Consider the following 23,523-nt stretch of genomic DNA (forward strand, 5'->3'; position numbering starts at 1 on the left):
TCTAATTTATTTTATTTTGTTTCAGAAAATTACTTGTTTTTTAATTGTGGTCGCGGGCCAGGTTTGTTGGTCTCAAAGTGAAGATCGTTCCGTTTTGAATGGAAAAGTGGTTTCGAGCACTTTAGATTTGGAAGGTATTTATGTGATCAATGCGCAAACAGAAGAAACAGTAACAACAAATGCGTCTGGATCTTTTTCAATCTTAGCAAAACCAACTGATGTTCTGGTTTTTTCTTCAATAAGTTTTAAAGAAAAAAGAGTGATGCTGAAACAAGAAGATTTTTCAAATCTTAATTTTGCTGTTAATCTTACTATGATTATGTATCAATTGCAAGAGGTTGTGGTAAAACGGTATGATAATATTAATGCCGAAAGTTTGGGGATAATTCCTATGGGGCAAAAGAAATATACTGCAGCAGAACGTAAATTGCAGACGGCGACTGCGTTAAATGCTACTGCAAATGCGGGATCAATGGCCGGCGGTTCTATTTCTGCAGATCCGTTGCTGAATTTCTTTTCAGGAAGAACAGCTATGCTTAAGAAAGAAGTTGCGGTTGAGAAAAAGGAATTTTTCATGAGGCTTCTAGAAAACATGTTTAGTCTGGATCATTTTATTGACCGATTAAAAATTCCGGCAGATTATGTAAAGGGATTTGAATATTATGCGATAGAAAATGATAAGTTTACGGTGATATTGAACTCTAAAAATAAAACTTCTACAGAATTTCTTTTAGGAGAATTGGCTGTAAAATATAAAGAAATGATTGCTGGTGAGGGTAAATAAGATTATATCGATTATTGTTTTTCTTTTTTTTGTTCAGGTTGGTTTTGGGCAAAAAACAGATTTGAAGTTATTAGTGGGAAGAGTGCAAGAACAGTCGACCTCGATTGAAGGTGTTAATATTATAAATAATGCTACACAAGCTGCTACGGTTTCAGATTCTGATGGTAATTTTTCGATTGCAGTGCATGAAGGAGACGTTTTGGTTTTTTCTGCTGTAAACTTAGAGCCTGTTAAGCGAAGAATATCGGCAGAAGATTTGACTGTTAGTTCTTTGGTTATAAAAATGACGGCTAAGGAAGTGGAGTTAAAAGAAGTGATTGTCAATGAAAATGCGAATATAACGGCTGAGAATTTAGGAATTATTCCGTACGGGCAAAAAAAATATACGCCTGCAGAACGAAAACTTTATACTGCAAATTCGACTTCTGTAGATAAGTTGTTAAATGCGATTTCGGGACGAACTTCGATGCTGAAAAAAGAGGTTAATGTAGAGAAAAAAGAAGCGCTTTTTAGAAAATTGGAATACCTTTTTGAGGAGAATTATTATACAGATAGATTGAAAATTCCAGTTGATGATATTAAAGGATTTCAATTATTTTGTGTGGATGATGCTGATTTTGCTGTATCTTTGAATATCAAAAACAAAACAATGAGTATGTTTTTAATCACAGATCTAGCAAGAAAATATCTAACAATTCTCGAAAATGAAAAATAAATTAGGAGTACTCGTTGTATGCTTATTTTGTCAAATTGTATTAGGACAAAACGGTTTCAGGAAACCATTACACGGTCAGGTTATAAATGATTTTTTAGCCATAGAAAGTGGTTATGTAATGAATATTAATGCTAATGTTAGGACATTTATTGGTTCTGGCGGTTTATTTGATATTGTTGCACAGCCAAAAGATACTTTATTATTCTCAGGCCTTACATTTCAATCAAAAAAAATAGTTTTAACCGAAAAAGATTGTGCTGAGATCCTTTTAAAAGTAAAATTAGATTTAGTTAATAATCAGCTTAAAGAAGTTGTTGTTCATAAAGAATTAAAAGTAAAAGCGTTACAAGGCGGTTCGCAGAAATATGTAGATATGCAGTTTGAAGACGATCAACAGTCTACTGCAAAAAACAATGCAATGCTTTCTGATCAGACTATAAAGTACGGAACTGATTTTGTTCGAATATTTAAAGATGTCAAAAAACTTTTGAGTAAAAAAGACGAAGTAAGAGAGGAAGAAGTTACAGATATTGCTTTTGTAGAATACGCTAAAGATAATTTTACAAAAGATTTTTATTCTAAAACGCTTAATCTGAAAGATGACGAAGTAGAGCTTTTCTTAATGTATTGCTCAAACGATCCGCATTCTAAAGACTTGGTAAATCCGGATCAGAAGTTTCAGTTAATGGATTTTATGATTAATAAGAATAAAGAATTTAAGAAAGCTGAGGCTACTCAAAAATGAAAAAAAAGTTAGTTTTCCCTTTGCTGGGAGTTTTGTTTGTATTGTCTTCGGCATTTGCTTTTCATAAATTTTATGTTGGTGTTTTTCAGGTAAATTATGCGGCAGAAAAGAAAATGCTGCAAATTACTTCACGCATTTTTATTGATGATTTGAATAATGCAATGGAGAAAAAGTATCACAAAAAGACATTTGTTGGTACAAGCAAGGAAACTCCGGCAGATGTTGAATTATTAAAAAAATATTTATCAGAACACTTTCTGATTAAAGTAAACGGGCAATCAAAAGCAATAACTTTTTTATCCAAAGAAGTCGAAGCTGATGATGTTTTGGTCTGTTATTCCAGAATTAAGGATGTAGATAAGTTTAAAACACTTGAAATTTCAAATACGATTTTGGTAGATTGGAATTCAGAACAGCAAAACATTACACATATTTCAGCATTTGATACGAAAAGAAGTGTTCTTTTTACAGAATCTTCAAGGAAAGAATTGTTAAAATATTAATGTATTGGTAAAATTAATGTTTTAATTACTATTTTCACAGCCTAAAGAAATTACCATTAAAATTTTATGAAAAAACTTTCATTATTATTACTTTTTCCTGCAATGTTAGTGGCGCAGGATAAAGCAACAACCACACCAACCAAACAACAGGGAAAGTACGATACGAACAAGTTTAGCCAAATGTACGATTTGCTGGCAACACCAAATATGTTTCGTACGGCTTCTGGAGCTCCAGGACCTGCTTATTACCAACAGCAAGCAGATTACAAAATTGATGTTGAATTGGATGATAAAAATTCAAAATTAAGCGGATCTGAAACTATTACCTACACTAATAATTCACCAGATAGTCTGGAGTATTTGTGGGTACAATTAGATCAAAATCAAGCAAAAGCAAATACGCAATCTTCATTAGCGGAAAGTGACAAAATAAGTCAAGTTCTTCCATTGGATGGTTTTTCTTCTAAATATTTGAAAAAAGATTTAGAGCGCGGTTTTAATATTGAACAAGTTAAAGATGCTAAAGGAAGTGCATTGTCTTATACGATCAACGAAACCATGATGCGTATTAATTTGACTTCACCATTAAAACCAGGAGAAAAAATTTCTTTCTCAATAAAATGGTGGTACAATATCAATAACTATAGAAAAGAAGGCGGTCGTTCAGGATATGAATTATTCGAGAAAGACGGAAATAAATTATATGTAATCGCACAATTCTATCCAAGAATGGCAGTTTACAACGATGTTGAAGGGTGGCAGAACATGCAGTTCTGGGGAAGTGGAGAGTTTGCTCTTCCTTTCGGAAACTTTGATGTAAATATTACAGTTCCTGCAGATCACGTTATCGATGCAACTGGTGAATTAATGAACAGAAGCGAGGTCTTTACTGCTGAGCAAGTTAAGAGATACGAGCAAGCTCAAAAATCATTTGACAAACCTGTTGTTATTGTAACGCAGGCAGAAGCAGAAGCTGCTGAAAAAGGTTTTTCTGAAAAGAAAAAAACATGGAAATTCAGTGCAAAAAATGTTCGTGATTTCGGAATTGCTTCTTCTAGAAAATTCATTTACGATGCAATGGCTGTGAAAATTGGAAACAGAACAGTTATGGCAGAATCTGTTTATCCAAAAGAAGCAAACCCACTGTGGGGAGAAACTTCTACAATGGTTGTAGCGCATACTTTAAAAAGCTATTCTTCTCATACTTTTGATTATCCTTATCCAAAAGCAGTTTCTGTTTCGGCAGAAGATCAAGGAATGGAATATCCAATGATTTGCTGGAATTATGGTCGTCCAGATGAAAATGGAGTGACAAGTAGAGAAGTTAAAAACGGAATGATTGGAGTTATTATTCACGAAGTTGGACATACTTTCTTCCCAATGATTGTAAACTCAGATGAGCGCCAATGGACTTGGATGGATGAAGGTTTGAATTCATTTTTAGAGTATCTGGCAGAGCAGGAATTAGATCCAAATTTCCCTTCAAGAAGAGGGCCAGCAAAAAATATCGTTCCTTACATGAGCGGTGACCAAAAGTTCTTAGAGCCAATTATGTCAAACTCTGAGACCATTCACCAATTTGGAAATAACGCTTACGGAAAACCAGCTACAGGTCTTAATATTTTGAGAGAAGTAGTTATGGGAAGAGAATTGTTTGATCACGCATTCAGAACGTATGCAAACAGATGGAAGTTTAAGCACCCAACACCAGAAGATTTCTTTAGAACAATGGAAGATGCTTCTGCAGTAGATTTGGATTGGTTCTGGAGAGGATGGTTCTACTCAACAGATTTTGTAGATATCGGAATTAAAGATGTAAAACAATATTACGTTTCAGATACGCCAACTACAGATATTAAAGATGTAAAAGTTAGAAAAGGACGTTTTGGTTTTGAAAAAGGACCTTTTGTTTATTTAGTTTCTGGAGATAATGCAGAAGTAAACGATTCTAAGAAAAAAGCTTTAAAAGTGCAAGATTTCAAGTCTTTGGCAGATTACGTAGATCAGACTTTTACTGCTGAAGAAAAAGCTTCTATTAAATCTCCTAAATACTTCTATGAAGTAGAATTTAACAAGCCAGGCGGAATGATTATGCCTATCTTAGTTGAGATTACTTATGAAGATGGTTCTAAAGATAATTACAAATATCCAGCACAAATCTGGAGAAAAAGTAATGATACGGCTAGAAAAGTTTACGCTACTACAAAAGCAATTAAGAGCATTCAAATTGATCCACAATTGCTAACAGCAGATATTGATGTGACCAATAACTCTTGGCCAAAAGTAGAAACAAAGTCAAAATTTGACTAAATAAAATAGAAATTAATAAAATGCTCATCAGGTTTATAAAAGCTTGATGAGCTTTTTTATTTTAACTAAATGTATTTTCAAGGACTTTTTAAGTTAATTTTAAAACTCTAACCTGAAAAGTTTAATATCTTTGCGACAACAAAAATAAAAGTTATGTTTGGTATAGGAGGAGGAGAATTAGTTTTCATACTGTTTATAGTGCTAATGCTTTTTGGTTCTGATAAAGTGCCTGAAATTGCACGTACAATGGGAAAGGCTATGGCTCAGTTAAAAAATGCAACTAATGATATTAAAAGTGAAATTCAAAAAGGAGCAGAGGCTAATGGGCTTGACGCGAAATCTTTGAATGATATTACTGGAAATATCAACGCAGAAATTGATAATGCAAAATCTAATTTGCTTGGAGATACTGGAAACCTTTTAGGAGACACTACAGCTGAAATCGAAAAAGTAAAAGAAGATATTGATACTCTTTCTGGACCTATTAAACGCCAAATGTAATGCTTGAAAAAATACAGGAATTAGATAAAGATCTTTTAATCTTTCTTAACGGATTAGGTTCTGAAACATACGACAAATTATGGCTTATTATTACCAATCAGTTGTATTGGACGCCATTTTTTCTATTGCTATTCTATCTTATTTATAAAAAAATAGGAGGAAAACAAACCCTGTATTTGTTGCTTTTTATAGCTGTTCTAATTGCTTTTACAGATCAGACCTGTAATTTATTCAAACACACTTTTCAGCGTTTGCGACCATGCAATGATCCAGAAGTAAATACAATTATTAGAGTTGTTCAGGTTCGAAAATCCTATAGCTTTTTCTCTGGACATGCTGCCAACACTATGGCAGTTGCAACTTTCTTATTTTTGATTTTAAAACGCTATTTCAAATATTTCGGATTCATATTTCTTTGGCCTTTAATATTTGCTTACAGCCGAATTTATTTAGGACTGCATTTTCCAGGCGATATCCTTACGGGATATTTCTTCGGAGCACTCTTTGGATTTTTACTTTATTTAGTTTATAGAAAACTAAAGCCACAGTATTTTCCAGGATAGTTCTTTTTAAAGGTGCTAAGGTTCTGAGATTCTGAGACACTAAGTTTTTTTTAAGTGCTAAGATTCTGAGATGCTAAGTTTTAAAGATATATATTATAAATTGCCTCCAGCTTTAGCTGGAGTTTTTTTTATGGGCAAATAAAAAGGCTTTAGCCAAATATTATGAAGTATTTGACTAAAGCCTTAGGTAGTTAAATTATATACCTCCAGCGAAAGCAGGAGACAAGTAAGTAGTGTAAAACTTAGAATCTCAGAATCTTAGAAACTTAGAATCTTAGAAACTTAGAATCTTAGTGTCTCAGAACCTTAGTTAATGACTGTTTTTTCGCTCCATTCCAAACCATTTGGAAGTTGCTGTTTGCTAAATTCAATATGAATGACTCTTCTGCGTTCGTTGTTTGTGGTTTTGTTTGATGCATGAAATAATAAGGGTTTCATGATCATAATACCGCCTTTTTCGACTTCACAAATTGTTTCTTTTTGATTTTCAAAATCTAGATTTTCAATTCGTAAAATACCTTTTGAATGAGAATTATTAATCACTTTTAAAGCGCCATTGTCTTTAGTAGTTTTATCGATATGAATTCTTATAGTGAAATTATTTTCTAATATTTCTGTAGGTGGCTGAACCGCAAATTGATTTTGTTTTACAGTCCAGTTTTCAAAATTTTCCACTTCAATTTTTTGGTCAACAGAAATCGTTAAATCCTGATGATATGCCACAAACCAATTCGATTTTTCCGGTTTATCAAAGTAAATAGATTTTGTTATAAAAAAGCCTTCGCCAAAAGTAGATTTGATAATATCCTGCAGTTTTTCATTAAAAATGAAAGGAAGTGTTTCAGGTATTTCTTTATGAAATTGTCTAATCGCAAATAAATCCTGAGACTTTCTAAAAGTCGTATTTTCTTGATTATCTGCAGTTTTGTTTTCAATCAGCAAAATTAGATTCTGAATTTCATTTTCTGTAAAAACATTATTTATGATTGAAAAACCTTCAGCGCTTATTTCTGTGTTATAATTCATCTTTAATAGTTGTTGAATTGCCTCCAGCCTTAGCTAGAGGAAGTCTTCATCTTAAATTATGTTCCTCCAGTTCTAGAGGAAACTCAATAATATATCATTCAGTATAAAAACTGAGAGGCTCAGGATCTTAGAGCCTTAGCATCTTTAAAAAAAACTTAGAATCTCAGAATCTCAGAACCTTAGCATCTTAAAAAATCACAATACTCTAGAAACCGTCAACCCATCACGAATTGGCAATAGAACGGTTTCTACTCTTGGATCGTCTTTTAAAAGCTGATTGTATTCTAAAAGTACTTTTGTGCTAACATCATTTGGGTGGACTGGCTCTAGGATTTTTCCGCTCCACAAAACATTATCAGATAAAATGATACCTCCCTTATTCATTTTTGGAACAATCATTTCCCAGTAGTTCAAGTAGTTTTCTTTATCAGCATCAATAAAAACCAAATCAAATTTTAAGTCTAAATCTGGAATAATGTTTACTGCTTCTCCTAAATGCTGAAAAATCTGTTCTCCCCAAGGAGACATATCAAAATATTTTCGCTGAAAATCGATTAATTCTTCTTTGATGTCAATGGTGTGTAGTTGACCATTTTCCTGCATTCCTTCGCATAAGCACAAAGCAGCATAACCAGTATAAGTTCCTATTTCAAGAATATTAACCGGACGAATCAATTTTGACAACATACTTAAAACACGTCCTTGAAAATGACCGCTGAGCATTCTAGGCAAAAGTATTTTCTGATACGTTTCTTTATTAAGTTTGGCTAGCAATTCTGGTTCATTTTCAGAATGCTGTTCGATATAATCTTCTAATTCTTGTGATATAAAATGCATGTTGTAGTATCTTGTAATTTGAAGGCAAAAATACAAAAATATCTGCTTGCGATTGGGCATAAAAAAACCATTCGTTTCGCGAATGGTTTGTTTTAAGATTTAAAAAGGCTTTATTTTTTCAAAGCTTCGTTTACGTCTTTGGCTGTTTTTACAGTTCCGTCTTTGGCCGCTTTAGCTGCATTTTCAACTTTTTCAGCTCCTTTTTTAGTAGCATCTTTTACATCAGTTGCGGTTTTTTGAGCTGCATTTTCAACATCGTTTGCCGCTTTTTTAGTAGCGTCTTTTACATCTTGAGCAGCAGTTTCTGTAGCATCTTTTGCTTTAGCAGCAGCGCCTTCTGCTTTGCTTACAGCACTGTCTTTTACTTCTTCGATATCTGTTGTAAGAGAATCAACTTTGTTGCCCAATGTTAATTCATCTTCGGCAGGTTTATTTTCTTTTTTCTCGCATGATTGAACAGCAAATGCTAATAAGGCAACAACAGCTAAACTTAAAATTTGTTTTTTCATAATTACATTTTTTTAGGTTGATAAAACTTAAAGGTTAAATGGCTGAAAATAAAATTACAAATTTTAAAATGATTGAGCTCTTTGTAAGATTATTTTTCTTTTGAGAGCAAAACAATTCTTGTGCCAAATTTTGACTTTTTTAGCTTGGTGTTCATTTTTTTCTACAAGAAAATTTAGTTTTTATATAAACTGAAATTAATTACAATGTCGTCTTTTACTTTAATCAAGCCGGCCATTTTTACTGGTGGCTCCAACTCAATATCAGAGAACTTTAAACTAAGCGTTCCTTGAATCTTATCATCAGTATTATATAGTATAAAATCTTTATATTTGAGCGTCTTGTCGGTTATGAAAAAGTTTAGTCTGCATTTGTAATTCTTTCCCATTGGTTTTATGTCGCTTATAGAAACTGTGCTGTTTGGGAATTGTTTGACTTTTACCGTTCCTTGCAAATCTTTAGTCATTACCTTATTGCCACAATCAAATTTTGACATTTTGATATCAGTATTAAAGGTGTTTTTTTTAACTGAGTTTACATAAACAGTATCCTTTATAGCAAAGGTATTGGAGCAATTATATTTACCTACTGTAGATAGTCCTGTGATTTCTATTTTAATTTTATTAATTGCCACAGCGCTATCTTCTGCGAAAAAAGTGGGTTTAGCACTTCCTAGTAAAAAGAACATTGCTAAACCCATTATTAATATTTGAAATCTCGTTTTCATTTTTTTTATATTAGAACGCAATGGTTGCTTCGAATACTATACCTTCAAACTTACCGCCATAAAAGTTGTTTACATTTCCAGTAGCAGGATCTCCTACAAACTGTGAGTAATCTTTATATTTTTGATTCACGTAGTTTAATTTGGCCAAAATGTTTTTCGTCATAAACCAACCAGCGCTTGCTTCAAATTTATCTACGGTAACCTTTTTAGCATCAGCATTAGATAGTTTTCCAGATACGGTATTGTATTTTCCTCCGATATAGAATTGTTCAGTTCCTCCAAATCTGTAAATAAGTTCTGAAGCATATTGATTAGCAGTACGTTTGTCGTCAGTACCCGCTTTGTCTCCTCCTGAAGCTAATTCGATTGTTCCGAAGAATTCAAGTCCTTTATATTTCACAAAAGGGTTAATCATATATGTAGTAGCCCAGTTTTTGAAATTAGGATTGAACGTTGCCTCTGGAGTAGATGTTTTACTGAAACTAGTAGGAACATCAGTAGTAGTTGTAGAAATAACAGTACCATTAGCATCGGTCTTAGTAATCGTATTTTTATAAGCGTTATTATTCAATATACCCCAATAACCAAATCCTGATCTATTAGCAGAATATATGTTTGCGTTACCAAGATTTGCATTATGGTAATAAGAACCAGTTAATCTTACTCTTAAGTCTTCATTAAGCTGTTTGTCATAACCCAATTTAGCTAAGATTGAAGGGCTATGTGTTGTATTGGTATTTGGACCATTAGTATAAAAAACTTCTTCATTACTTTGATTTAAATTACCATTTGTAACACCTAACATGCTTACCAATCCATTTCTGTTGTAGTAAACCTCCATACCCATTTCTGTAGTGAAAGAATACATGATGTTGTTTCCAACAAATGCATTTCTGATGGTATTACCATTATCAGAACCTCTAAAGTGAGCATCACCAAAATTGTTCTCCATTTGTCCAATTTTAATGGTAGCATATTTCATTACATCAGCCAAGAAGTCTTTTTTGATGAAGTCTAACTTGTCAATTTGTAAGTATCCACCTTTTACATAAGAGTCATTGTGGTGTCTTGAAGCTAAATAAACATCTAAATTTACTCGTACTCCGTCAAACAATTGTGCACCAATATACATATCAGCTGCAGGAAGAGTAAAATTGTTTTCAGTATTCATTAAACGATATCCAGTAATTGTTCTAGTAGTAGTCCCAGTAGCTGTAGTGGTAGTAGTTGTAGAACTAGCAGGTTGGTTGTTGAATGAATTTGTTGCTTGAAAATCCATGTTGAAGGCACCCCCAAAGTCAATGCTAAGGCCTTTAAATTCTCTATTGTCTTTTTGTACGTCAAAAACGTTGATGCCGTCTTTTCCTCTAGAGATTTGGTTTTGCATGTTTCCAAAGCTTACTTGTGCATTTACAGCGAACGTACTTATTACTGTAATAAATAGGATATAAATCTTCTTCATGGCGTTTATAAATTAAAGTTTAAATTAAATTTTATAGTCAGGTCTTGTCCTGTTTTGATTGTTCCAAGCATTGCTGTTGGCGATTTCATTCCGAAGTCTGCGAAAGTGATTTTGTTGCTTCCCTGAAGATTTAATCCATTTGCAGTAACAGTCGTTTTTACAGAAGTTTTGTAAACTTTGCTAACGCCGGCAATGGTGTAAGTACCAGTTAGTTCCCAAGTAGTTTCGTTTACTTTTTCAGCAGACTTCAAAACATATTTTATTTGCTTGTTTTTATCTGTTTTTAGCGTTTCGTATGCCACTTTATCCATGCTTTTTTTCTCACTTTTTACGCTTTCTGCCAATAGAGTAACGGTTAGAGCGTCTATGTCAGTTAGCTTTCCGTTAGCAATGTTTAGAGTTGCTGTTCCAGTTCCAGACGCCGATTTCATTTCCCAGTCGTGAAGTGTAGATGTACCAGCTACAGAAAAAGTTGATTTACTATCTAAGGCATATGATTTTTGTGCTGTCGCAAATGAGGTAATTCCGAAAATTGCAATAACAAGGGCGAATAATTTCATTTTATGGGTTTTCATTTTAATTATGGATTTTGATTAAAAAAATAGATAAACTCGGCCAATTCTATCTCTAAGTGTTTATTGTTTGTTTTTAACTTGTATCAAAGATCTACTTATAAACCAGCTTGGTACATGATAAAAATCATTGTTAAAATTTTATTAAATTGGTATTTAATAACTACAACGTTTTCATTTTCTGCATAATCGATTGCTAAAACAAAAAAGAGTATTGATTTTTATTAAATTGTAATTTTTTAACATTTTCCTAAAAATTAAAAATCTTAAAAGAGAGACAATTTTTAACATTAAGTCGATTTGATTTAGCTTAAAATAATATTGAAGATTACAGTTAAATCTTTTCCTGCTTTAACAACTCCAAGAGCTGCTTTAGGAGGTGTCATTTCAAAATCTCCAAAAGTAATTTGGTTAGAACCCTGCAGAATAATATTTCCTTTACTAGTGGTTACTTTTACTTGGGTTTTGTATTCTTTGCTTACTCCTGCAATCGTGTAAACTCCTGTTAAGTTCCAAGTGTTATCATCTATCTTTTCAGCAGATTTTAAAACGTATTCAATATTCTTGTGTGTTTCGGTATCCAAAGCTTCGTAAGCTACTTTGTCCATACTCGCTTTATAGCTTTTTAAGCTTTCGGCCAATATTGAAATTCTTAAACTATTTATCGTAGCAAGTTTAGAATCCTTAACTATTAAGTTGGCCATTCCAGTTCCTTCTGTAGATTTCATTACCCAGTCGTGCACTGTAGAGGTTCCTGCTACTTCAAAGGTTGAGTTTGCAGCTACACTATAATTTTTTTGAGCATTTGCCTGTAATGCTATTGTTGTAAAAATTACGGTCAGTAAAAATGATTGAATTGTTTTCATGTTGATAAAGTATAGGTTAATCATTTAAATGAGGAAATTTTAAAATTCAGTTAGTGGATGCAGAATCAAAAAATTATCCTTATTTCTTAGACCAAAATTATCGCGCGCGCGAAGAAAACGAAATGATAAAAATCATGGCTAAAGTTTTATTAAATTGTTATAGTAAAGGAAGGAATGGCCTATTAACACTAAGATTTTATCTTTAAAGGAAATAAAACAAGATGTAAGTAATTGCCTATTAGTTTATTGTGTGTTTGGATCGAAAACATCTCGTACTGTTTTTTCAGCCCAATTTTTTTGGAAAGAAATCAATAAAAAAAGCGGGAAAGTGCTTTAAGTTTTAGAAAATACTGGAAATAAACTAACTTTGCAGCATGCAAATGGAGAAAAAAGACATACGAGCCTTATCAAAAGAACAGCTTCGCGATTTTTTTGTTGAAAATGGAGATAAAGCTTTCCGCGGAAATCAGGTTTACGAATGGTTATGGAGCAAAGGGGCTCACAGTTTTGAAGACATGACAAATGTGGCAAAAGCTACAAGGTCTATGCTTGAAAATAGCTTTGTTATTAATCATATTAAGGTTGATACAATGCAAAGAAGTAGTGACGGAACAGTAAAAAATGCTGTTAGGCTTCATGACGGACTTGTAGTAGAGTCTGTTTTAATTCCTACAGAAACTAGAACTACTGCTTGTGTTTCTAGTCAAGTGGGCTGTAGTTTAGACTGTAATTTCTGTGCAACAGCACGATTAAAAAGAATGCGAAATCTAGAACCTGGCGAAATTTATGATCAAGTTCTAGCTATTGATAGAGAGAGCCGTTTGTATTACAATCATCCGCTTTCTAATATTGTTTTCATGGGAATGGGAGAACCTTTAATGAATTACAATAATGTCATTAAAGCAATAGACATGATTACTTCAGAGGAAGGTTTAGGAATGTCTCCAAAACGAATTATGGTTTCGACTTCAGGAATTCCGAAGATGATCAAAAAAATGGCCGATGATGATGTGAAGTTTAAGCTGGCAGTTTCTCTGCACTCTGCTATAGATGAAACTCGTGCTCGCATTATGCCTTTCAGTAAAAACTTCCCTTTAAAAGATTTACGAGAAGCTTTAGAATATTGGTATAGAAAAACCAAAAGTAAAATTTCGTACGAATATGTAGTTTGGAAAGGAATTAACGATGATAAAGCTTCGGTTGATGCATTGGTTAAATTCTGTAAATATGTGCCTTGTAAAGTCAATTTGATTGAATACAATCCAATTGATGATGGCGAATTCCAGCAAGCTTCAGAAGAATCGATTATGGCTTACATAAAAGCGTTAGAAAATATTGGAGTAGTGGTAAAAGTGAGAAGAAGCCGAGGTAAAGATATCGACGCAGCCTGCGGACAACTAGCCAATAAAGAAGCATAAAAAAATACTCCGTAAGAGTATCTGGTCGGTAGAAAAAAATATTGACAATGATGAATATGTCCCATCGGGACATTTGATTGGTTAATTAAAAAGCATTAAAAACAAGAATTATTTCTCGTTTTTAATGCTTTTTTTCTGGACAAAAAGGATGCTTATTTTTTCAAATCTACTTCTTCAGTAACGCCGTCTTTTGTTACTTTTACAAGCGTATCGCATTCTCCGCTACCATAATCAAGAGTTGCTGTAGCGCCATTTTTAGTTATAGAAACAATTCCTTTTACTGCAATAGATTTTCTGCAAGATGCATTAAACTCTAGAGGAGTTGTAATTTCTGCCGAAAAAGTATCTCCGTTTGGGAAAGTTGTAGAACCGCTTCCGGTAACCACAAACACATTATCATCCCAATCAAACCATGTGTCATAGCCAGAAGTCATTTCTTTTGTTAGCGTTCCTTTTCTAGTATACACTTTTCCATCATCAAACGTAATGGTTAAATCTATAGAAGCTGTAGAAACAGGATGTGCTGTCACCAATAAATTGGTCTCTTTAATAGTTCTCACAATACTTTTGCTTCCTTGAATTTTTTTACCATTATGATAAAATCCCTCAAAAGTGTAGCTAATGGTTTGTGTAGAAGAAGTAAAATCGTTTGAAAAAGAAACAACCATTTTACCTTTTACTGTATTTCCGTTATTAAGAGTGCAGCCTTCCACGCCAAAATCAACTGTTTTTGTCCAAGTGCTATTGGTCAAAACGGTAGTGATTGTAGCACAGCTAGGAAGATATTTTTTTATAGGTCCGTTTGGTTTGGCATTTACATTCAATTGAGAGCTAAATTGATCTTCGGCAATATCCGTAACATCCTCAACAGAAGCATCGATTTTGGCGTTGGTTACAATCTCGTCGTTGGTAATCGCAGCTGCCGATCCGTCATTTGTTTTTTCATCAGAATTACAGCTGATGAAAAAAGACATAGTAATAAAAGTACTAATTAATAAAAGTTTTGTTTTCATAAAAAAATGGTTTTAGGTTCTTCTTTTAACTTAATGAATTCAAATCAGTATTAGTTAGAGCTATTTTTGGCGTTTTTTTTCAGGTTAAAACATAAAATATTTAAATCCTAACCTAAAATAAACAACGTATTTTTATTTAAAATAGTATATTTGGAATCTAAATGAATATTACGTCTCAAATAAAGCAGCCTATTTTTACCGAGATGGAACTTTTCGAGAAAAAGTTCCATGAATCGATGACTTCGAAGGTTGCGTTGCTTAACCGAATCACTTATTATATCGTAAACCGCAAAGGGAAACAAATGCGTCCGATGTTTGTTTTTCTTACTGCAAAAATGGTTTCTGGAGGTACTGTAAACGAAAGAACCTATCGCGGAGCTTCGGTAATTGAGCTTATTCATACTGCAACTTTGGTACACGATGATGTGGTAGACGACAGTAACCGCCGTCGTGGATTTTTCTCAATTAATGCACTTTGGAAAAATAAAATTGCCGTTTTAGTTGGAGATTATTTATTATCTAAAGGTTTATTGCTTTCAATAGATAATGGCGATTTCGATTTATTGAGAATTATTTCTGTAGCCGTTCGTGAAATGAGCGAAGGAGAATTGCTTCAAATTGAAAAAGCAAGAAGACTTGATATTACTGAAGATGTTTATTACGAAATCATCAGAAAAAAAACAGCAACGCTTATTGCTGCTTGTTGTGCGCTTGGCGCGAAAGCCGTAATCGAAGACGATTCTCAGGTAGAAAACATGCGCAAATTCGGTGAATTGATCGGAATGGCATTTCAAATCAAAGATGATTTATTTGATTACAGCGAAGAAGCCATTGGAAAACCAACAGGAATAGATATTAAAGAGCAAAAAATGACTTTGCCTTTAATTCACGTTTTAAATACTTGTACTCCGCAAGAAAAAAAGTGGCTGATAAACTCCATCAAAAACCACAACAAAGACAAAAAACGCGTAAAAGAAGTTATTGCCTTTGTAAAAAATAATAATGGTTTGGCTTACGCCGAAAACAAAATGGTCGAATTCCAGCAAGAAGCACTTGCATTACTTCAAAACTTCGAAGATTCGGAGTACAAAGACGCTTTGACTTTGATGGTCAACTACGTTATTGAGAGAAAAAAATAATCTTTTTAAATTAGATAATCAGAAAATGTGTCAATTAAATAATTGGTTTACTTTGTTGTAAATCAGTTGTGTATTGCTGTATGTTGGAATTTGGAATTTAAAAATTTGATTTTTTTTTAAGCCCATGCAACCATTTCAAATCGACAATCGTCTATGCTAATAGAAGTCTGTTTCTAAAACCAAAAACCGAAAAGCTTATTAATGAAAATTATCCAGTTACATCAAGAAGAAACCAAAATCATAAAGCTGGCTGTCGAGAACAATCGTCAGGCGCAGCAACAGATTTATAGTAAGTTTTCTTCTAAAATGTTAAGTGTGTGTCGTCAGTACATAAAAGACATACAATTGGCAGAAGATGTAATGATAACGGCTTTTATGAAAGTGTTCACCAATTTAAGCAAGTTTGAACACAAAGGAAGTTTTGAAGGTTGGATCCGCCGAATTATGGTTAACGAATGCATTTCGTATTTAAGAGTTCAGAAAAAGGTAAAATTTGCCGAAGATGAATTTTTTGTAGAAGAAGGCTTCAATGAAATCGACAGCCAATTTACCGTAGAACAGATTCAGTATTTAATTGATGCTTTGCCCGACGGCTATAAGATGGTTTTCAATTTATATGCAATTGAAGGTTACAAACACAATGAAATTGCCAAGATGTTAGGAATTAATGAAGGAACATCGAAATCGCAATTATCGCACGCTAGAAAAATGCTGCAAACACAAATTACTATTTTAAAAAAACAAGATAATGGAACCGAATAATTTTGAAAAGGATTTCCGTGAAAAACTAAATCAACGCGAAATTGAGCCAAGCAACAAAGCCTGGGATCGATTGGATGCAATGCTGACTGTGGCAGAAGAAAAAGAACCAGTTAAGCTTAATTCAAAAAAATCAAAAAGAAAGTGGCTGTATATCGCAGCAAGTTTCATCGGGTTTCTATTGGTTGGAACGCTGTATTTCAATCAAAATAAAAATGCAGTTAAAACGCCAGAAACGGTAGTTGTAGAAAAAGAAACTGAAGCCGAAAAAGAATCGGTAACAAAACCTGTTTTAAACACTGCTGATTCAGTAAAAACGGAAATTGCAATTGCCGAAAAAACTTCTGAAAAAACAATAAACAAAAACAAAAAAAGCAATTCCGAAGCTTCGGAGCAAATTTCAAATAAAATCATTAAAAATGAATCCAATCAAATAGCGGAGTCTTCAATCATCAAAAACAATCAAGAAAAACAATCAACAAACAATCCAACTTTAATTGCCGAAACGTCTAAACAAGATGATGTCGATCAATTATTGGAAAAAGCTGAAACTAAAATTTTAGCAGAAAATGCAGTTAAATCAAAATCAAAAATCAAAATTAACTCAAACGACTTATTAGATCAAGTTGACGGTGAACTGGAACTTTCTTTTAGAGAAAAAATGATTGCAAAAATCAATAAAAGCTACCAGACCGTTAAAGTTGCTGTTGAAAATCGAAACGTTAAAAATTAAATCATCAATCAAATCAATCAATCAAAAAAAGTAATCATGAAAAATTTTACAATTTATCTATTTCTCTTAGTGTTCCTGTTTGTTACTAAAATGGTAGGACAAGAAACTTTTGAAAACAAAGCAAAAACAATTGCCGTTAATATCGAAAATATAACCAATGAAGAGAAAGCGGCATTAAAGAAAGAAGTCGATGAGGTTAACAATCAATTGGTAGAAGGAACAATTTCGAAGGAAGAAGCAGAAAAAAAGAAAAAAGAGTTTGCAGAAAAAAGAGCGCGTAATATCGAGAATCGAGTGGCTGTAGAACAGGAGAAATTGCAAGATTTGGTTCAGGAAAAAGTCGATGGCAAAGTGAATTATAATAAAGAAAAAAGAGGAACGGTTTTGTTAATTGGTACAGGCAGCGATTCGATTAGACAGCATGAAACTGAAATAAAGATTCCAGCAATGAAGGTGTACAACGGTCAAGATGATAAAGTGAAGAGAGAATCTAAAAGAACAACTTCTCAATTTGTGTTTGCAATGGGTTTAAACAGTACAATGGTCGACGGTAAACTGCAGGATTCTAATTATGATTTTATCGGATCACATTTTTACGAATGGGGTTTGACTCTTAATTCCAGAATTTTGAATGACAATAATTTGCTGCACGCCAAATACGGACTTTCATTAATGTATAATAATCTTAGACCAACAGATAATCGCAGTTTTGTTGTAAATGGCGACCAGACAGATTTAGTGACAAATCCGATACATTTAAAAGAATCTCGTTTTAGAAATGTGTATTTAGTGGCGCCAGTTCATTTAGAATTTGATTTTTCGAAAGACGGAAACTACGACGGGAAATCTTATTTTAGAACACATAAAGGATTCCGAATGGGATTTGGAGGTTATGCAGGAATCAATGTAAAATCGAAACAGATTTTAAAATTTGAAGACAACGACTATAAGACAACGCAAAAAACAAAGGGCGATTATAATGTAAATAATTTCATTTACGGATTGAGTTCTTATATAGGTTACAAAGAAATAAGCTTGTATTTGAAATATGATTTAAATCCAATATTTAAAAATAATGCTGTCGATGAGAATAATATTTCGTTAGGTATTCGATTCGATTTCAACTAAGAAGAAAATTAAGTTTAGTTAGTAAAAGGGCATCTCGTGAGGGATGCTTTTTTTGCTTTAAAAATGATTAAAATTCCAACAAGATTTACGTATTTTTGCAAGCTCTCAACTTCTAAAATTTAATACACTTTGATTTCACAAACCACCATTGATTCTGTTTTTGAAACTGCTCGAGTAGAGGAGGTTATTGGCGATTTTGTGAATTTGAAGCGTGCAGGAAGTAATTTTAAAGGGCTGAGTCCGTTCTCAGACGAGCGCTCTCCTTCGTTCATGGTTTCTCCAGCAAAAGGGATCTGGAAAGATTTTAGTACCGGAAAAGGAGGAAATTCTGTTAAATTCTTAATGGAACATTCACAATTTACCTATCCAGAAGCCATTCGTTATTTAGCTAAAAAATATAATATCGAAATTGAAGAAACGGAGCAGACTGAAGCAGAAAAAGCCAATACCGATCTTCGTGAAAGTATGTATTTGGTTTCTGAATTTGCGGCCAAGTATTTTCAGGATGTTTTGGTTAATTCTGAAGAAGGAAAAGCAATTGGTTTATCGTATTTTAAAGAAAGAGGATTTACGAATGAAACCATTAAAAAATTCAATCTAGGTTATTCTCCAGAAACTTGGGATGCTTTGACGAAAGAAGCCTTAGGGAAAGGATATAAATTAGAATTTCTAGAAAGTACAGGTTTGACAATTCCGAGAGAAGATCGACCATTTGACCGATTTAAAGGGCGTGTAATGTTCCCGATTCAAAGTATGTCGGGTCGTGTTTTAGGTTTTGGAGGACGTATTTTAACGAATGATAAAAAAGCTGCAAAATACCTCAATTCGCCTGAAAGTGATATTTACCATAAAAGTAAAGTCCTTTACGGAATTTACCATGCAAAACAATCTATAGCCAAACAAAATAACTGTTACTTGGTTGAAGGTTATACCGATGTGATTCAGTTTAGCCAAGCCGGAATAGAAAATGTTGTGGCTTCATCTGGAACAGCTTTAACGCCAGATCAGATTCGTTTGATAAATCGTCTAACGCGAAATATCACCGTTCTTTTTGATGGAGATGCGGCTGGTTTACGAGCGGCCATTCGAGGAATTGATTTGATTTTGGAAGAAGGTATGAATGTTCGTGTTTGTTCTTTTCCTCAGGGAGAAGATCCGGACAGTTTTGCGCGTAAAAATTCTCATGACGATTTAGTCGCTTATCTAGAAAACAACAGTAAAGATTTTATACAATTTAAGGCTTCGATTTTAATGGGCGAAGCTAAGAATGACCCAATAAAAAAGGCAGATCTGATTCGTGATATGGTTACGAGTATTTCTAAAATTCCAGACCGTATTCAGCGTGAAGTTTATATTCAGGAATGTGCTCGAATCATGGATATTTCGGAGCAGGTCTTGACGAGTACTTTGGCGCAGCTGATTCAGAAAGATATAGCTGACGCTAATAAAAAGCAGAAACAGGAACAAAAGCCTTTTGAGGTAGTTAGGAATCAGCCTCCGCAAGCAGGTACATTTTCAGGAGGAGATCCGGAAGATCCAAGAACTGGCCCACCCGAAGGTTATGATTATCCAGGAGATCCAGGATATTTTCCGCAAGAACAAAGTCAAAAAGTAGATATTTTATATGGTTTCGAAAGAAAAGTCATTGAGATTTTGCTATTGTACGGAAGTGTAGTAGAAAATTTTGAAGATGTTTTTTTGAGGGCAGATGAAGAGGGAAATGTAAAAGAAGTTTCCGAAAAAAGACAATATAAGGTATTCGAAAAAATATATCTAAGTCTTCAAGAAGATGAGGTGCAGTTGTCCAATATTTTGTTTCAGAATATTTACACGAACATCATTGATTTTTATAATCAGAATGAAACATTTAGTTTAGATAAATATTTGATGCATTTAGAACCTGATTTTGCTCAGGAAGTAACCAATATTTTGATGGAAGATGAAAGATTAACCATTCATAATTGGGAAGGGCAGAATATTTACCCAAAACATAAAAGTGAAACCATTGAACAGAATGTTTCAGATACGATATTTTCTATGAGATGGTATTTGGTGTCTGGAATTATAGCAGAATTAAAGAATTCTCTTTTAACCGATCCTCAGGAAGATAATTCGGAAGTTTTGAGTATGGTGATCGATTATTCTAAATTGCTGAATAACTTTTCGAAAAAATTAGGTCGAGTAGTAGTGCCATATCACTAAAAGAAAAAACTCTATCTAATTTGATAATTCAAAATAGATAGAGTTTTATAATTTTCGATTCTCTTAAAAGGCTAAGATTTTCGACTTGATTAAATAATTTCTAAAGTCTTAGCTTTGTTCACTAAGTCAACAAGATTAGTAACATTTAATTTTGTTAATAATCTCAGTTTGTAAGTACTGATTGTTTTTTCGTTCAGATTTAAGATTTTAGAGATTTCATTGTTTTTCTTACCATCACTTAAGTAACGTAAAACCTCGATTTCGCGGTTAGAAAGTTTTCTGTACAGACGCTCACTTTTGCTTTGTTTAGCAATAAGTGCCATGTTTTTACGTACTGTTTCGTTGATGATAATTTTTCCTTCGTGTACTTTAATAATAGAATGACCTAATGTTTCAAGTTTTTCTGTTTTGTGTACATACCCAGAAACTCCTGCTTTAATTGCGTTTGGAGCGTACATTTGCTCAGCAAGATCACTGAAAATAACAATTTTTGTTTTTGGGAAATTTTTTAAGATAGATTTAATTTCAAAGATGCTTGAAAGACCTTCTAACTCTAAATCTAGAATTAAAATGTCGATCTCCTTCGTTTGAAGAATATCTCTAACCATTGAAAAATTGCCTACGTTGGCAACAATTGAAATTTGATCGTGGTCTTTAAAATAAGACTTAACGCCAAAGTGCGTCACAGGATGATTGTCTGCTAGACATACTTTAATCATAATTTTTACCTTTTTTAGAATTGTTCATGTTTTTGGAATGGTAAAATTAATAAATAAATTCTGTAATAACTCGCAGAGAATGTTAAAATGTATTATTTTAACGTTTTTGGGATTAAACAAACAGGAATTGGATCCATTTTATGCTTGTTGCTGGTGTTTAATCGTTTATAGATTTCAAAGACAGATTTTTCTCTCCCTTCGAAGTCAGATGCCGTTTTTCCTGACTCCGCGGCTAACATCGCCCATTCTAATTCGTCATAACTTGCACCTAATTGATCTTCATCTGTACGATTGTCTCCAAATAATCCATCGGTAGGTGCGGCTGTTAAAATAGATTGTGGAATTTGCAAAAATTCTCCTAAAGCATATACATCAGATTTCATTAAGTCGGCAATCGGACTTAAATCTACGCCACCATCTCCGTATTTGGTGTAAAAACCTACGCCAAAATCTTCCACTTTGTTTCCTGTTCCGGCTACAAGTAAACCATGAATTCCTGCTAAATAATACAAAGAAGTCATTCTAATGCGTGCACGTGTGTTTGCTAAAGCTAAATTAACTTTTGCTACATCTTCAGTAGATGGCACTGCGCTTTTAAAAGATTCAAAAGTTTGGGTCAAATCGGTCTTAACGTCAGAAACATTCGGGAAGCGTTTTTTAAGCTGTTCAATATGCTCTCTTCCTCTCGAAACTTGACTTTCTGCCTGATGAATAGGCATTTCTACACATAAAACATTCAGTCCTGTCTGTGCGCATAAAGTAGAAGTTACTGCAGAATCTACACCTCCTGAGATTCCAATTACAAAACCATTTACTTTTGCATTAGCAGCGTAATTTTTTAACCACTCTACAATGTGCGTATTTACTTTTTCTGTCTGAATTGTGCTTTTTTTAGCCATAATAGTTTAAGTTTTAAGATGCAGGGATGTATATTTGCAGAATTATTTTGAGTATGCAACTACTTAAAATTCTGATAACACAAATCTAATTAAAATAAAATGAAAATATATCGCTTTGCAGTGGTTCTATGCCTGTTTTTTTTGTCTTGCAATCAAAAAAGTAAGGTTGAAAAAGAAGTAGAAGAAATTCCTGTTGATATTAAAGTAGAACGATTTGATAAGGTGTTTTTTGAAACCAAACCGCAAGATCTTGCGAAAGTAAAAAAACAGTATCCGTTTTTCTTTCCTGGTAATGATGATAACGTTTGGGTTCAGAAAATGAACGATCCGATCTGGAGAGAAGTTTATACAGAAGTTCAGAAAAAGTACAGCAATTTTGAGCCGGTTCGCAAAGAGTTTAATGAACTTTTTCAGCATGTAAAATACTATTTTCCTAAAACTAAAATTCCTAAGGTAATTACAGTAATTGGAGAAATGGATTATAATGCAAAATCTATTTACGCAGACAGTCTTGTAGTGGTAGCTTTAGAATTGTATTTAGGTAAAAACCATAAGTTTTATGAGTTTCCAAATTACTTAAAAGAGAACTTTGAAGAAAGACAAATTATGCCAGACGTAGTGTCTAGTTTTTCGTATCGAAATATTCCAAATTCTATAGATAAGAGTTTGGTTGCTCAAATGGTTTTTGAAGGGAAACAGCTTTACGCAAAAGATTTGCTGATTCCTGAATATACAGATGCAGAAAAAATGGGATATACTCCAGAGCAGATAAAATGGTGTGAAGAAAACGAAGCCTATATGTGGCGTTATTTCATAGAAAATGAAATGCTTTACAACGAAGACCCAAAGCTGAGAGCACGATTTATAGCTCCAGCGCCTTTTTCTAAATTCTTTTTAGAAATAGATAACGATTCTCCAGGACGAGTGGGAGCTTGGATTGGCTGGCAGATGGTACGTTCTTACATGAAAAACAATAGTGATGTAACTTTGGCTGAATTATTCAAGCTTGAGCCAAAAGAAATCTTCGAAAAATCAAAATATAAACCTAAGAAATAATGGCAAATATAAACTCAGAGATTAAATTTAATATAGAATTGGACGAAAACCGTGTTCCTGAAAAATTAACATGGAGCGCACAAGATGGTGGAGTTCAAGCTGAAGAAGCAAAAGCAATCATGCTGTCTATTTGGGACAGTAAGGTAAAAGAAACAATGCGTATTGATTTGTGGACAAAAGATATGCCGGTAGATGAAATGAAGATTTTCTTCCACCAGACTTTAGTTGCAATGGCTGATACTTTTAAACGTGCAACAGATGATGAAAAAATGTCTGACACTATGAAAGATTTCTGTGACTACTTTGCAGAAAAACTGGAGCTTACAAAGTAATAGAAAT

General features: G+C 33.4%; 25 protein-coding genes. 15 read left to right on the forward strand and 10 right to left on the reverse strand.

Annotated features, from left to right (window positions below; genetic code table 11):
- The first annotated feature begins 16 nt into the window (after window positions 1-16).
- From BSF41_RS05690 to BSF41_RS05720, 7 genes are all read left to right on the forward strand, one after another.
- A complete protein-coding gene (locus BSF41_RS05690; protein ID WP_095928558.1) occupies window positions 17-784 on the forward strand; it encodes a carboxypeptidase-like regulatory domain-containing protein in 768 nt (255 codons plus the stop codon).
- Window positions 771-1,499, forward strand: coding sequence for a carboxypeptidase-like regulatory domain-containing protein (locus tag BSF41_RS05695; protein ID WP_095928805.1), 729 nt, complete (start codon window positions 771-773; stop codon window positions 1,497-1,499). The genes BSF41_RS05690 and BSF41_RS05695 overlap by 14 nt, the downstream gene beginning before the upstream one ends.
- Window positions 1,489-2,244: a hypothetical protein gene (locus BSF41_RS05700; RefSeq protein ID WP_095928559.1), complete on the forward strand. Its 756-nt coding sequence runs from the start codon at window positions 1,489-1,491 to the stop codon at window positions 2,242-2,244. The genes BSF41_RS05695 and BSF41_RS05700 overlap by 11 nt, the downstream gene beginning before the upstream one ends.
- Window positions 2,241-2,747: a DUF6702 family protein gene (locus BSF41_RS05705; protein WP_095928560.1), complete on the forward strand. Its 507-nt coding sequence runs from the start codon at window positions 2,241-2,243 to the stop codon at window positions 2,745-2,747. The genes BSF41_RS05700 and BSF41_RS05705 overlap by 4 nt, the downstream gene beginning before the upstream one ends.
- A 66-nt stretch (window positions 2,748-2,813) precedes the next feature.
- On the forward strand, window positions 2,814-5,057 hold the full coding sequence (locus BSF41_RS05710) for a M1 family metallopeptidase (protein WP_095928561.1): 2,244 nt from the start codon (window positions 2,814-2,816) through the stop codon (window positions 5,055-5,057).
- Window positions 5,058-5,210: 153 nt separating this feature from the next.
- Window positions 5,211-5,558 (forward strand): twin-arginine translocase TatA/TatE family subunit, encoded by a 348-nt coding sequence (locus tag BSF41_RS05715; RefSeq protein ID WP_095928562.1) that lies wholly within the window; start codon window positions 5,211-5,213, stop codon window positions 5,556-5,558.
- Entirely contained in the window at window positions 5,558-6,121 is a 564-nt protein-coding gene (locus BSF41_RS05720; RefSeq protein ID WP_095928563.1) for a phosphatase PAP2 family protein, read from the forward strand. The genes BSF41_RS05715 and BSF41_RS05720 overlap by 1 nt, the downstream gene beginning before the upstream one ends.
- A gap of 306 nt (window positions 6,122-6,427) precedes the next feature.
- On the opposite strand, the gene BSF41_RS05725 is transcribed toward BSF41_RS05720, so the two are convergent.
- The 7 genes from BSF41_RS05725 to BSF41_RS05755 all read right to left on the reverse strand — a co-directional run bounded on the left by BSF41_RS05725 (window position 6,428) and on the right by BSF41_RS05755 (window position 12,118).
- Complete coding sequence (locus BSF41_RS05725) at window positions 6,428-7,147, reverse strand: phytanoyl-CoA dioxygenase family protein (RefSeq protein WP_095928564.1); 720 nt, start codon at window positions 7,145-7,147, stop codon at window positions 6,428-6,430.
- A 195-nt stretch (window positions 7,148-7,342) separates the two neighbouring features.
- Window positions 7,343-7,984: an O-methyltransferase gene (locus tag BSF41_RS05730; RefSeq protein WP_095928565.1), complete on the reverse strand. Its 642-nt coding sequence runs from the start codon at window positions 7,982-7,984 to the stop codon at window positions 7,343-7,345.
- Between the two features lie 110 nt (window positions 7,985-8,094).
- Window positions 8,095-8,493 (reverse strand): hypothetical protein, encoded by a 399-nt coding sequence (locus BSF41_RS05735; protein WP_095928566.1) that lies wholly within the window; start codon window positions 8,491-8,493, stop codon window positions 8,095-8,097.
- 173 nt (window positions 8,494-8,666) lie between these two features.
- Window positions 8,667-9,218, reverse strand: a complete 552-nt coding sequence (locus BSF41_RS05740; RefSeq protein WP_095928806.1) for a hypothetical protein — start codon at window positions 9,216-9,218, stop codon at window positions 8,667-8,669.
- Window positions 9,219-9,228: 10 nt separating this feature from the next.
- The gene (locus tag BSF41_RS05745) at window positions 9,229-10,680 is read right to left on the reverse strand and encodes a hypothetical protein (protein WP_095928567.1); all 1,452 of its coding nucleotides are present in this window, start codon (window positions 10,678-10,680) and stop codon (window positions 9,229-9,231) included.
- Between the two features lie 5 nt (window positions 10,681-10,685).
- The gene (locus tag BSF41_RS05750) at window positions 10,686-11,255 is read right to left on the reverse strand and encodes a YceI family protein (RefSeq protein ID WP_253251762.1); all 570 of its coding nucleotides are present in this window, start codon (window positions 11,253-11,255) and stop codon (window positions 10,686-10,688) included.
- Between the two features lie 302 nt (window positions 11,256-11,557).
- A complete protein-coding gene (locus BSF41_RS05755) occupies window positions 11,558-12,118 on the reverse strand; it encodes a YceI family protein (RefSeq protein WP_095928569.1) in 561 nt (186 codons plus the stop codon).
- Window positions 12,119-12,492: 374 nt separating this feature from the next.
- Between BSF41_RS05755 and rlmN the strand changes: the two genes are divergently transcribed.
- A complete protein-coding gene (gene rlmN / locus BSF41_RS05760) occupies window positions 12,493-13,536 on the forward strand; it encodes a 23S rRNA (adenine(2503)-C(2))-methyltransferase RlmN (RefSeq protein ID WP_095928570.1) in 1,044 nt (347 codons plus the stop codon).
- A 152-nt stretch (window positions 13,537-13,688) separates the two neighbouring features.
- Here the strand turns inward: rlmN and BSF41_RS05765 are convergent, their stop codons facing one another.
- Complete coding sequence (locus tag BSF41_RS05765; RefSeq protein WP_095928571.1) at window positions 13,689-14,549, reverse strand: hypothetical protein; 861 nt, start codon at window positions 14,547-14,549, stop codon at window positions 13,689-13,691.
- 161 nt (window positions 14,550-14,710) lie between these two features.
- Here BSF41_RS05765 and BSF41_RS05770 point away from each other — a divergent pair, with 161 nt between their 5' ends.
- From BSF41_RS05770 to dnaG, 5 genes are all read left to right on the forward strand, one after another.
- Window positions 14,711-15,688: a polyprenyl synthetase family protein gene (locus BSF41_RS05770; RefSeq protein ID WP_095928572.1), complete on the forward strand. Its 978-nt coding sequence runs from the start codon at window positions 14,711-14,713 to the stop codon at window positions 15,686-15,688.
- A gap of 201 nt (window positions 15,689-15,889) precedes the next feature.
- Window positions 15,890-16,450 (forward strand): RNA polymerase sigma factor, encoded by a 561-nt coding sequence (locus BSF41_RS05775; RefSeq protein ID WP_095928573.1) that lies wholly within the window; start codon window positions 15,890-15,892, stop codon window positions 16,448-16,450.
- Entirely contained in the window at window positions 16,437-17,180 is a 744-nt protein-coding gene (locus BSF41_RS05780; RefSeq protein ID WP_095928574.1) for a hypothetical protein, read from the forward strand. The genes BSF41_RS05775 and BSF41_RS05780 overlap by 14 nt, the downstream gene beginning before the upstream one ends.
- A 36-nt stretch (window positions 17,181-17,216) precedes the next feature.
- Window positions 17,217-18,308, forward strand: a complete 1,092-nt coding sequence (locus tag BSF41_RS05785) for a hypothetical protein (RefSeq protein ID WP_095928575.1) — start codon at window positions 17,217-17,219, stop codon at window positions 18,306-18,308.
- 129 nt (window positions 18,309-18,437) lie between these two features.
- Window positions 18,438-20,510, forward strand: a complete 2,073-nt coding sequence (gene dnaG / locus BSF41_RS05790) for a DNA primase (protein ID WP_095928576.1) — start codon at window positions 18,438-18,440, stop codon at window positions 20,508-20,510.
- 89 nt (window positions 20,511-20,599) lie between these two features.
- On the opposite strand, the gene BSF41_RS05795 is transcribed toward dnaG, so the two are convergent.
- Together BSF41_RS05795 and nadE are read right to left on the reverse strand one after the other, a co-directional pair.
- Entirely contained in the window at window positions 20,600-21,229 is a 630-nt protein-coding gene (locus BSF41_RS05795) for a response regulator transcription factor (RefSeq protein WP_008467169.1), read from the reverse strand.
- A 92-nt stretch (window positions 21,230-21,321) separates the two neighbouring features.
- Window positions 21,322-22,128, reverse strand: coding sequence for an NAD(+) synthase (gene nadE / locus BSF41_RS05800; RefSeq protein WP_095928577.1), 807 nt, complete (start codon window positions 22,126-22,128; stop codon window positions 21,322-21,324).
- 99 nt (window positions 22,129-22,227) lie between these two features.
- On the opposite strand from nadE, the gene gldB reads away from it, so the two are divergent.
- Window positions 22,228-23,184, forward strand: coding sequence for a gliding motility lipoprotein GldB (gldB, locus tag BSF41_RS05805; RefSeq protein WP_095928578.1), 957 nt, complete (start codon window positions 22,228-22,230; stop codon window positions 23,182-23,184).
- Window positions 23,184-23,516, forward strand: a complete 333-nt coding sequence (gene gldC / locus BSF41_RS05810; protein WP_172426852.1) for a gliding motility protein GldC — start codon at window positions 23,184-23,186, stop codon at window positions 23,514-23,516. Before gldB ends, gldC begins: the two co-directional genes overlap by 1 nt.
- Window positions 23,517-23,523: the final 7 nt, after the last annotated feature.

Origin of the sequence: Flavobacterium sp. ACN2, assembly GCF_002303885.1 — a bacterium.
In the GTDB taxonomy this organism is placed as follows: domain Bacteria; phylum Bacteroidota; class Bacteroidia; order Flavobacteriales; family Flavobacteriaceae; genus Flavobacterium.

Coding starts and splice junctions, on each gene's coding strand:
- BSF41_RS05755 (WP_095928569.1), bottom strand. CDS start 12,118: ATGAAAACAATTCAATCATTTTTACTGACCGTAATTTTTACAACAATA.
- nadE (WP_095928577.1), bottom strand. CDS start 22,128: ATGGCTAAAAAAAGCACAATTCAGACAGAAAAAGTAAATACGCACATT.
- BSF41_RS05750 (WP_253251762.1), bottom strand. CDS start 11,255: ATGAAAACCCATAAAATGAAATTATTCGCCCTTGTTATTGCAATTTTC.
- BSF41_RS05795 (WP_008467169.1), bottom strand. CDS start 21,229: ATGATTAAAGTATGTCTAGCAGACAATCATCCTGTGACGCACTTTGGC.
- BSF41_RS05770 (WP_095928572.1), top strand. CDS start 14,711: ATGAATATTACGTCTCAAATAAAGCAGCCTATTTTTACCGAGATGGAA.
- BSF41_RS05780 (WP_095928574.1), top strand. CDS start 16,437: ATGGAACCGAATAATTTTGAAAAGGATTTCCGTGAAAAACTAAATCAA.
- BSF41_RS05735 (WP_095928566.1), bottom strand. CDS start 8,493: ATGAAAAAACAAATTTTAAGTTTAGCTGTTGTTGCCTTATTAGCATTT.
- BSF41_RS05740 (WP_095928806.1), bottom strand. CDS start 9,218: ATGAAAACGAGATTTCAAATATTAATAATGGGTTTAGCAATGTTCTTT.
- BSF41_RS05785 (WP_095928575.1), top strand. CDS start 17,217: ATGAAAAATTTTACAATTTATCTATTTCTCTTAGTGTTCCTGTTTGTT.
- BSF41_RS05775 (WP_095928573.1), top strand. CDS start 15,890: ATGAAAATTATCCAGTTACATCAAGAAGAAACCAAAATCATAAAGCTG.
- gldB (WP_095928578.1), top strand. CDS start 22,228: ATGAAAATATATCGCTTTGCAGTGGTTCTATGCCTGTTTTTTTTGTCT.
- BSF41_RS05725 (WP_095928564.1), bottom strand. CDS start 7,147: ATGAATTATAACACAGAAATAAGCGCTGAAGGTTTTTCAATCATAAAT.
- BSF41_RS05730 (WP_095928565.1), bottom strand. CDS start 7,984: ATGCATTTTATATCACAAGAATTAGAAGATTATATCGAACAGCATTCT.
- BSF41_RS05715 (WP_095928562.1), top strand. CDS start 5,211: ATGTTTGGTATAGGAGGAGGAGAATTAGTTTTCATACTGTTTATAGTG.
- BSF41_RS05700 (WP_095928559.1), top strand. CDS start 1,489: ATGAAAAATAAATTAGGAGTACTCGTTGTATGCTTATTTTGTCAAATT.
- rlmN (WP_095928570.1), top strand. CDS start 12,493: ATGCAAATGGAGAAAAAAGACATACGAGCCTTATCAAAAGAACAGCTT.
- BSF41_RS05710 (WP_095928561.1), top strand. CDS start 2,814: ATGAAAAAACTTTCATTATTATTACTTTTTCCTGCAATGTTAGTGGCG.
- gldC (WP_172426852.1), top strand. CDS start 23,184: ATGGCAAATATAAACTCAGAGATTAAATTTAATATAGAATTGGACGAA.
- BSF41_RS05720 (WP_095928563.1), top strand. CDS start 5,558: ATGCTTGAAAAAATACAGGAATTAGATAAAGATCTTTTAATCTTTCTT.
- BSF41_RS05745 (WP_095928567.1), bottom strand. CDS start 10,680: ATGAAGAAGATTTATATCCTATTTATTACAGTAATAAGTACGTTCGCT.
- BSF41_RS05765 (WP_095928571.1), bottom strand. CDS start 14,549: ATGAAAACAAAACTTTTATTAATTAGTACTTTTATTACTATGTCTTTT.
- BSF41_RS05705 (WP_095928560.1), top strand. CDS start 2,241: ATGAAAAAAAAGTTAGTTTTCCCTTTGCTGGGAGTTTTGTTTGTATTG.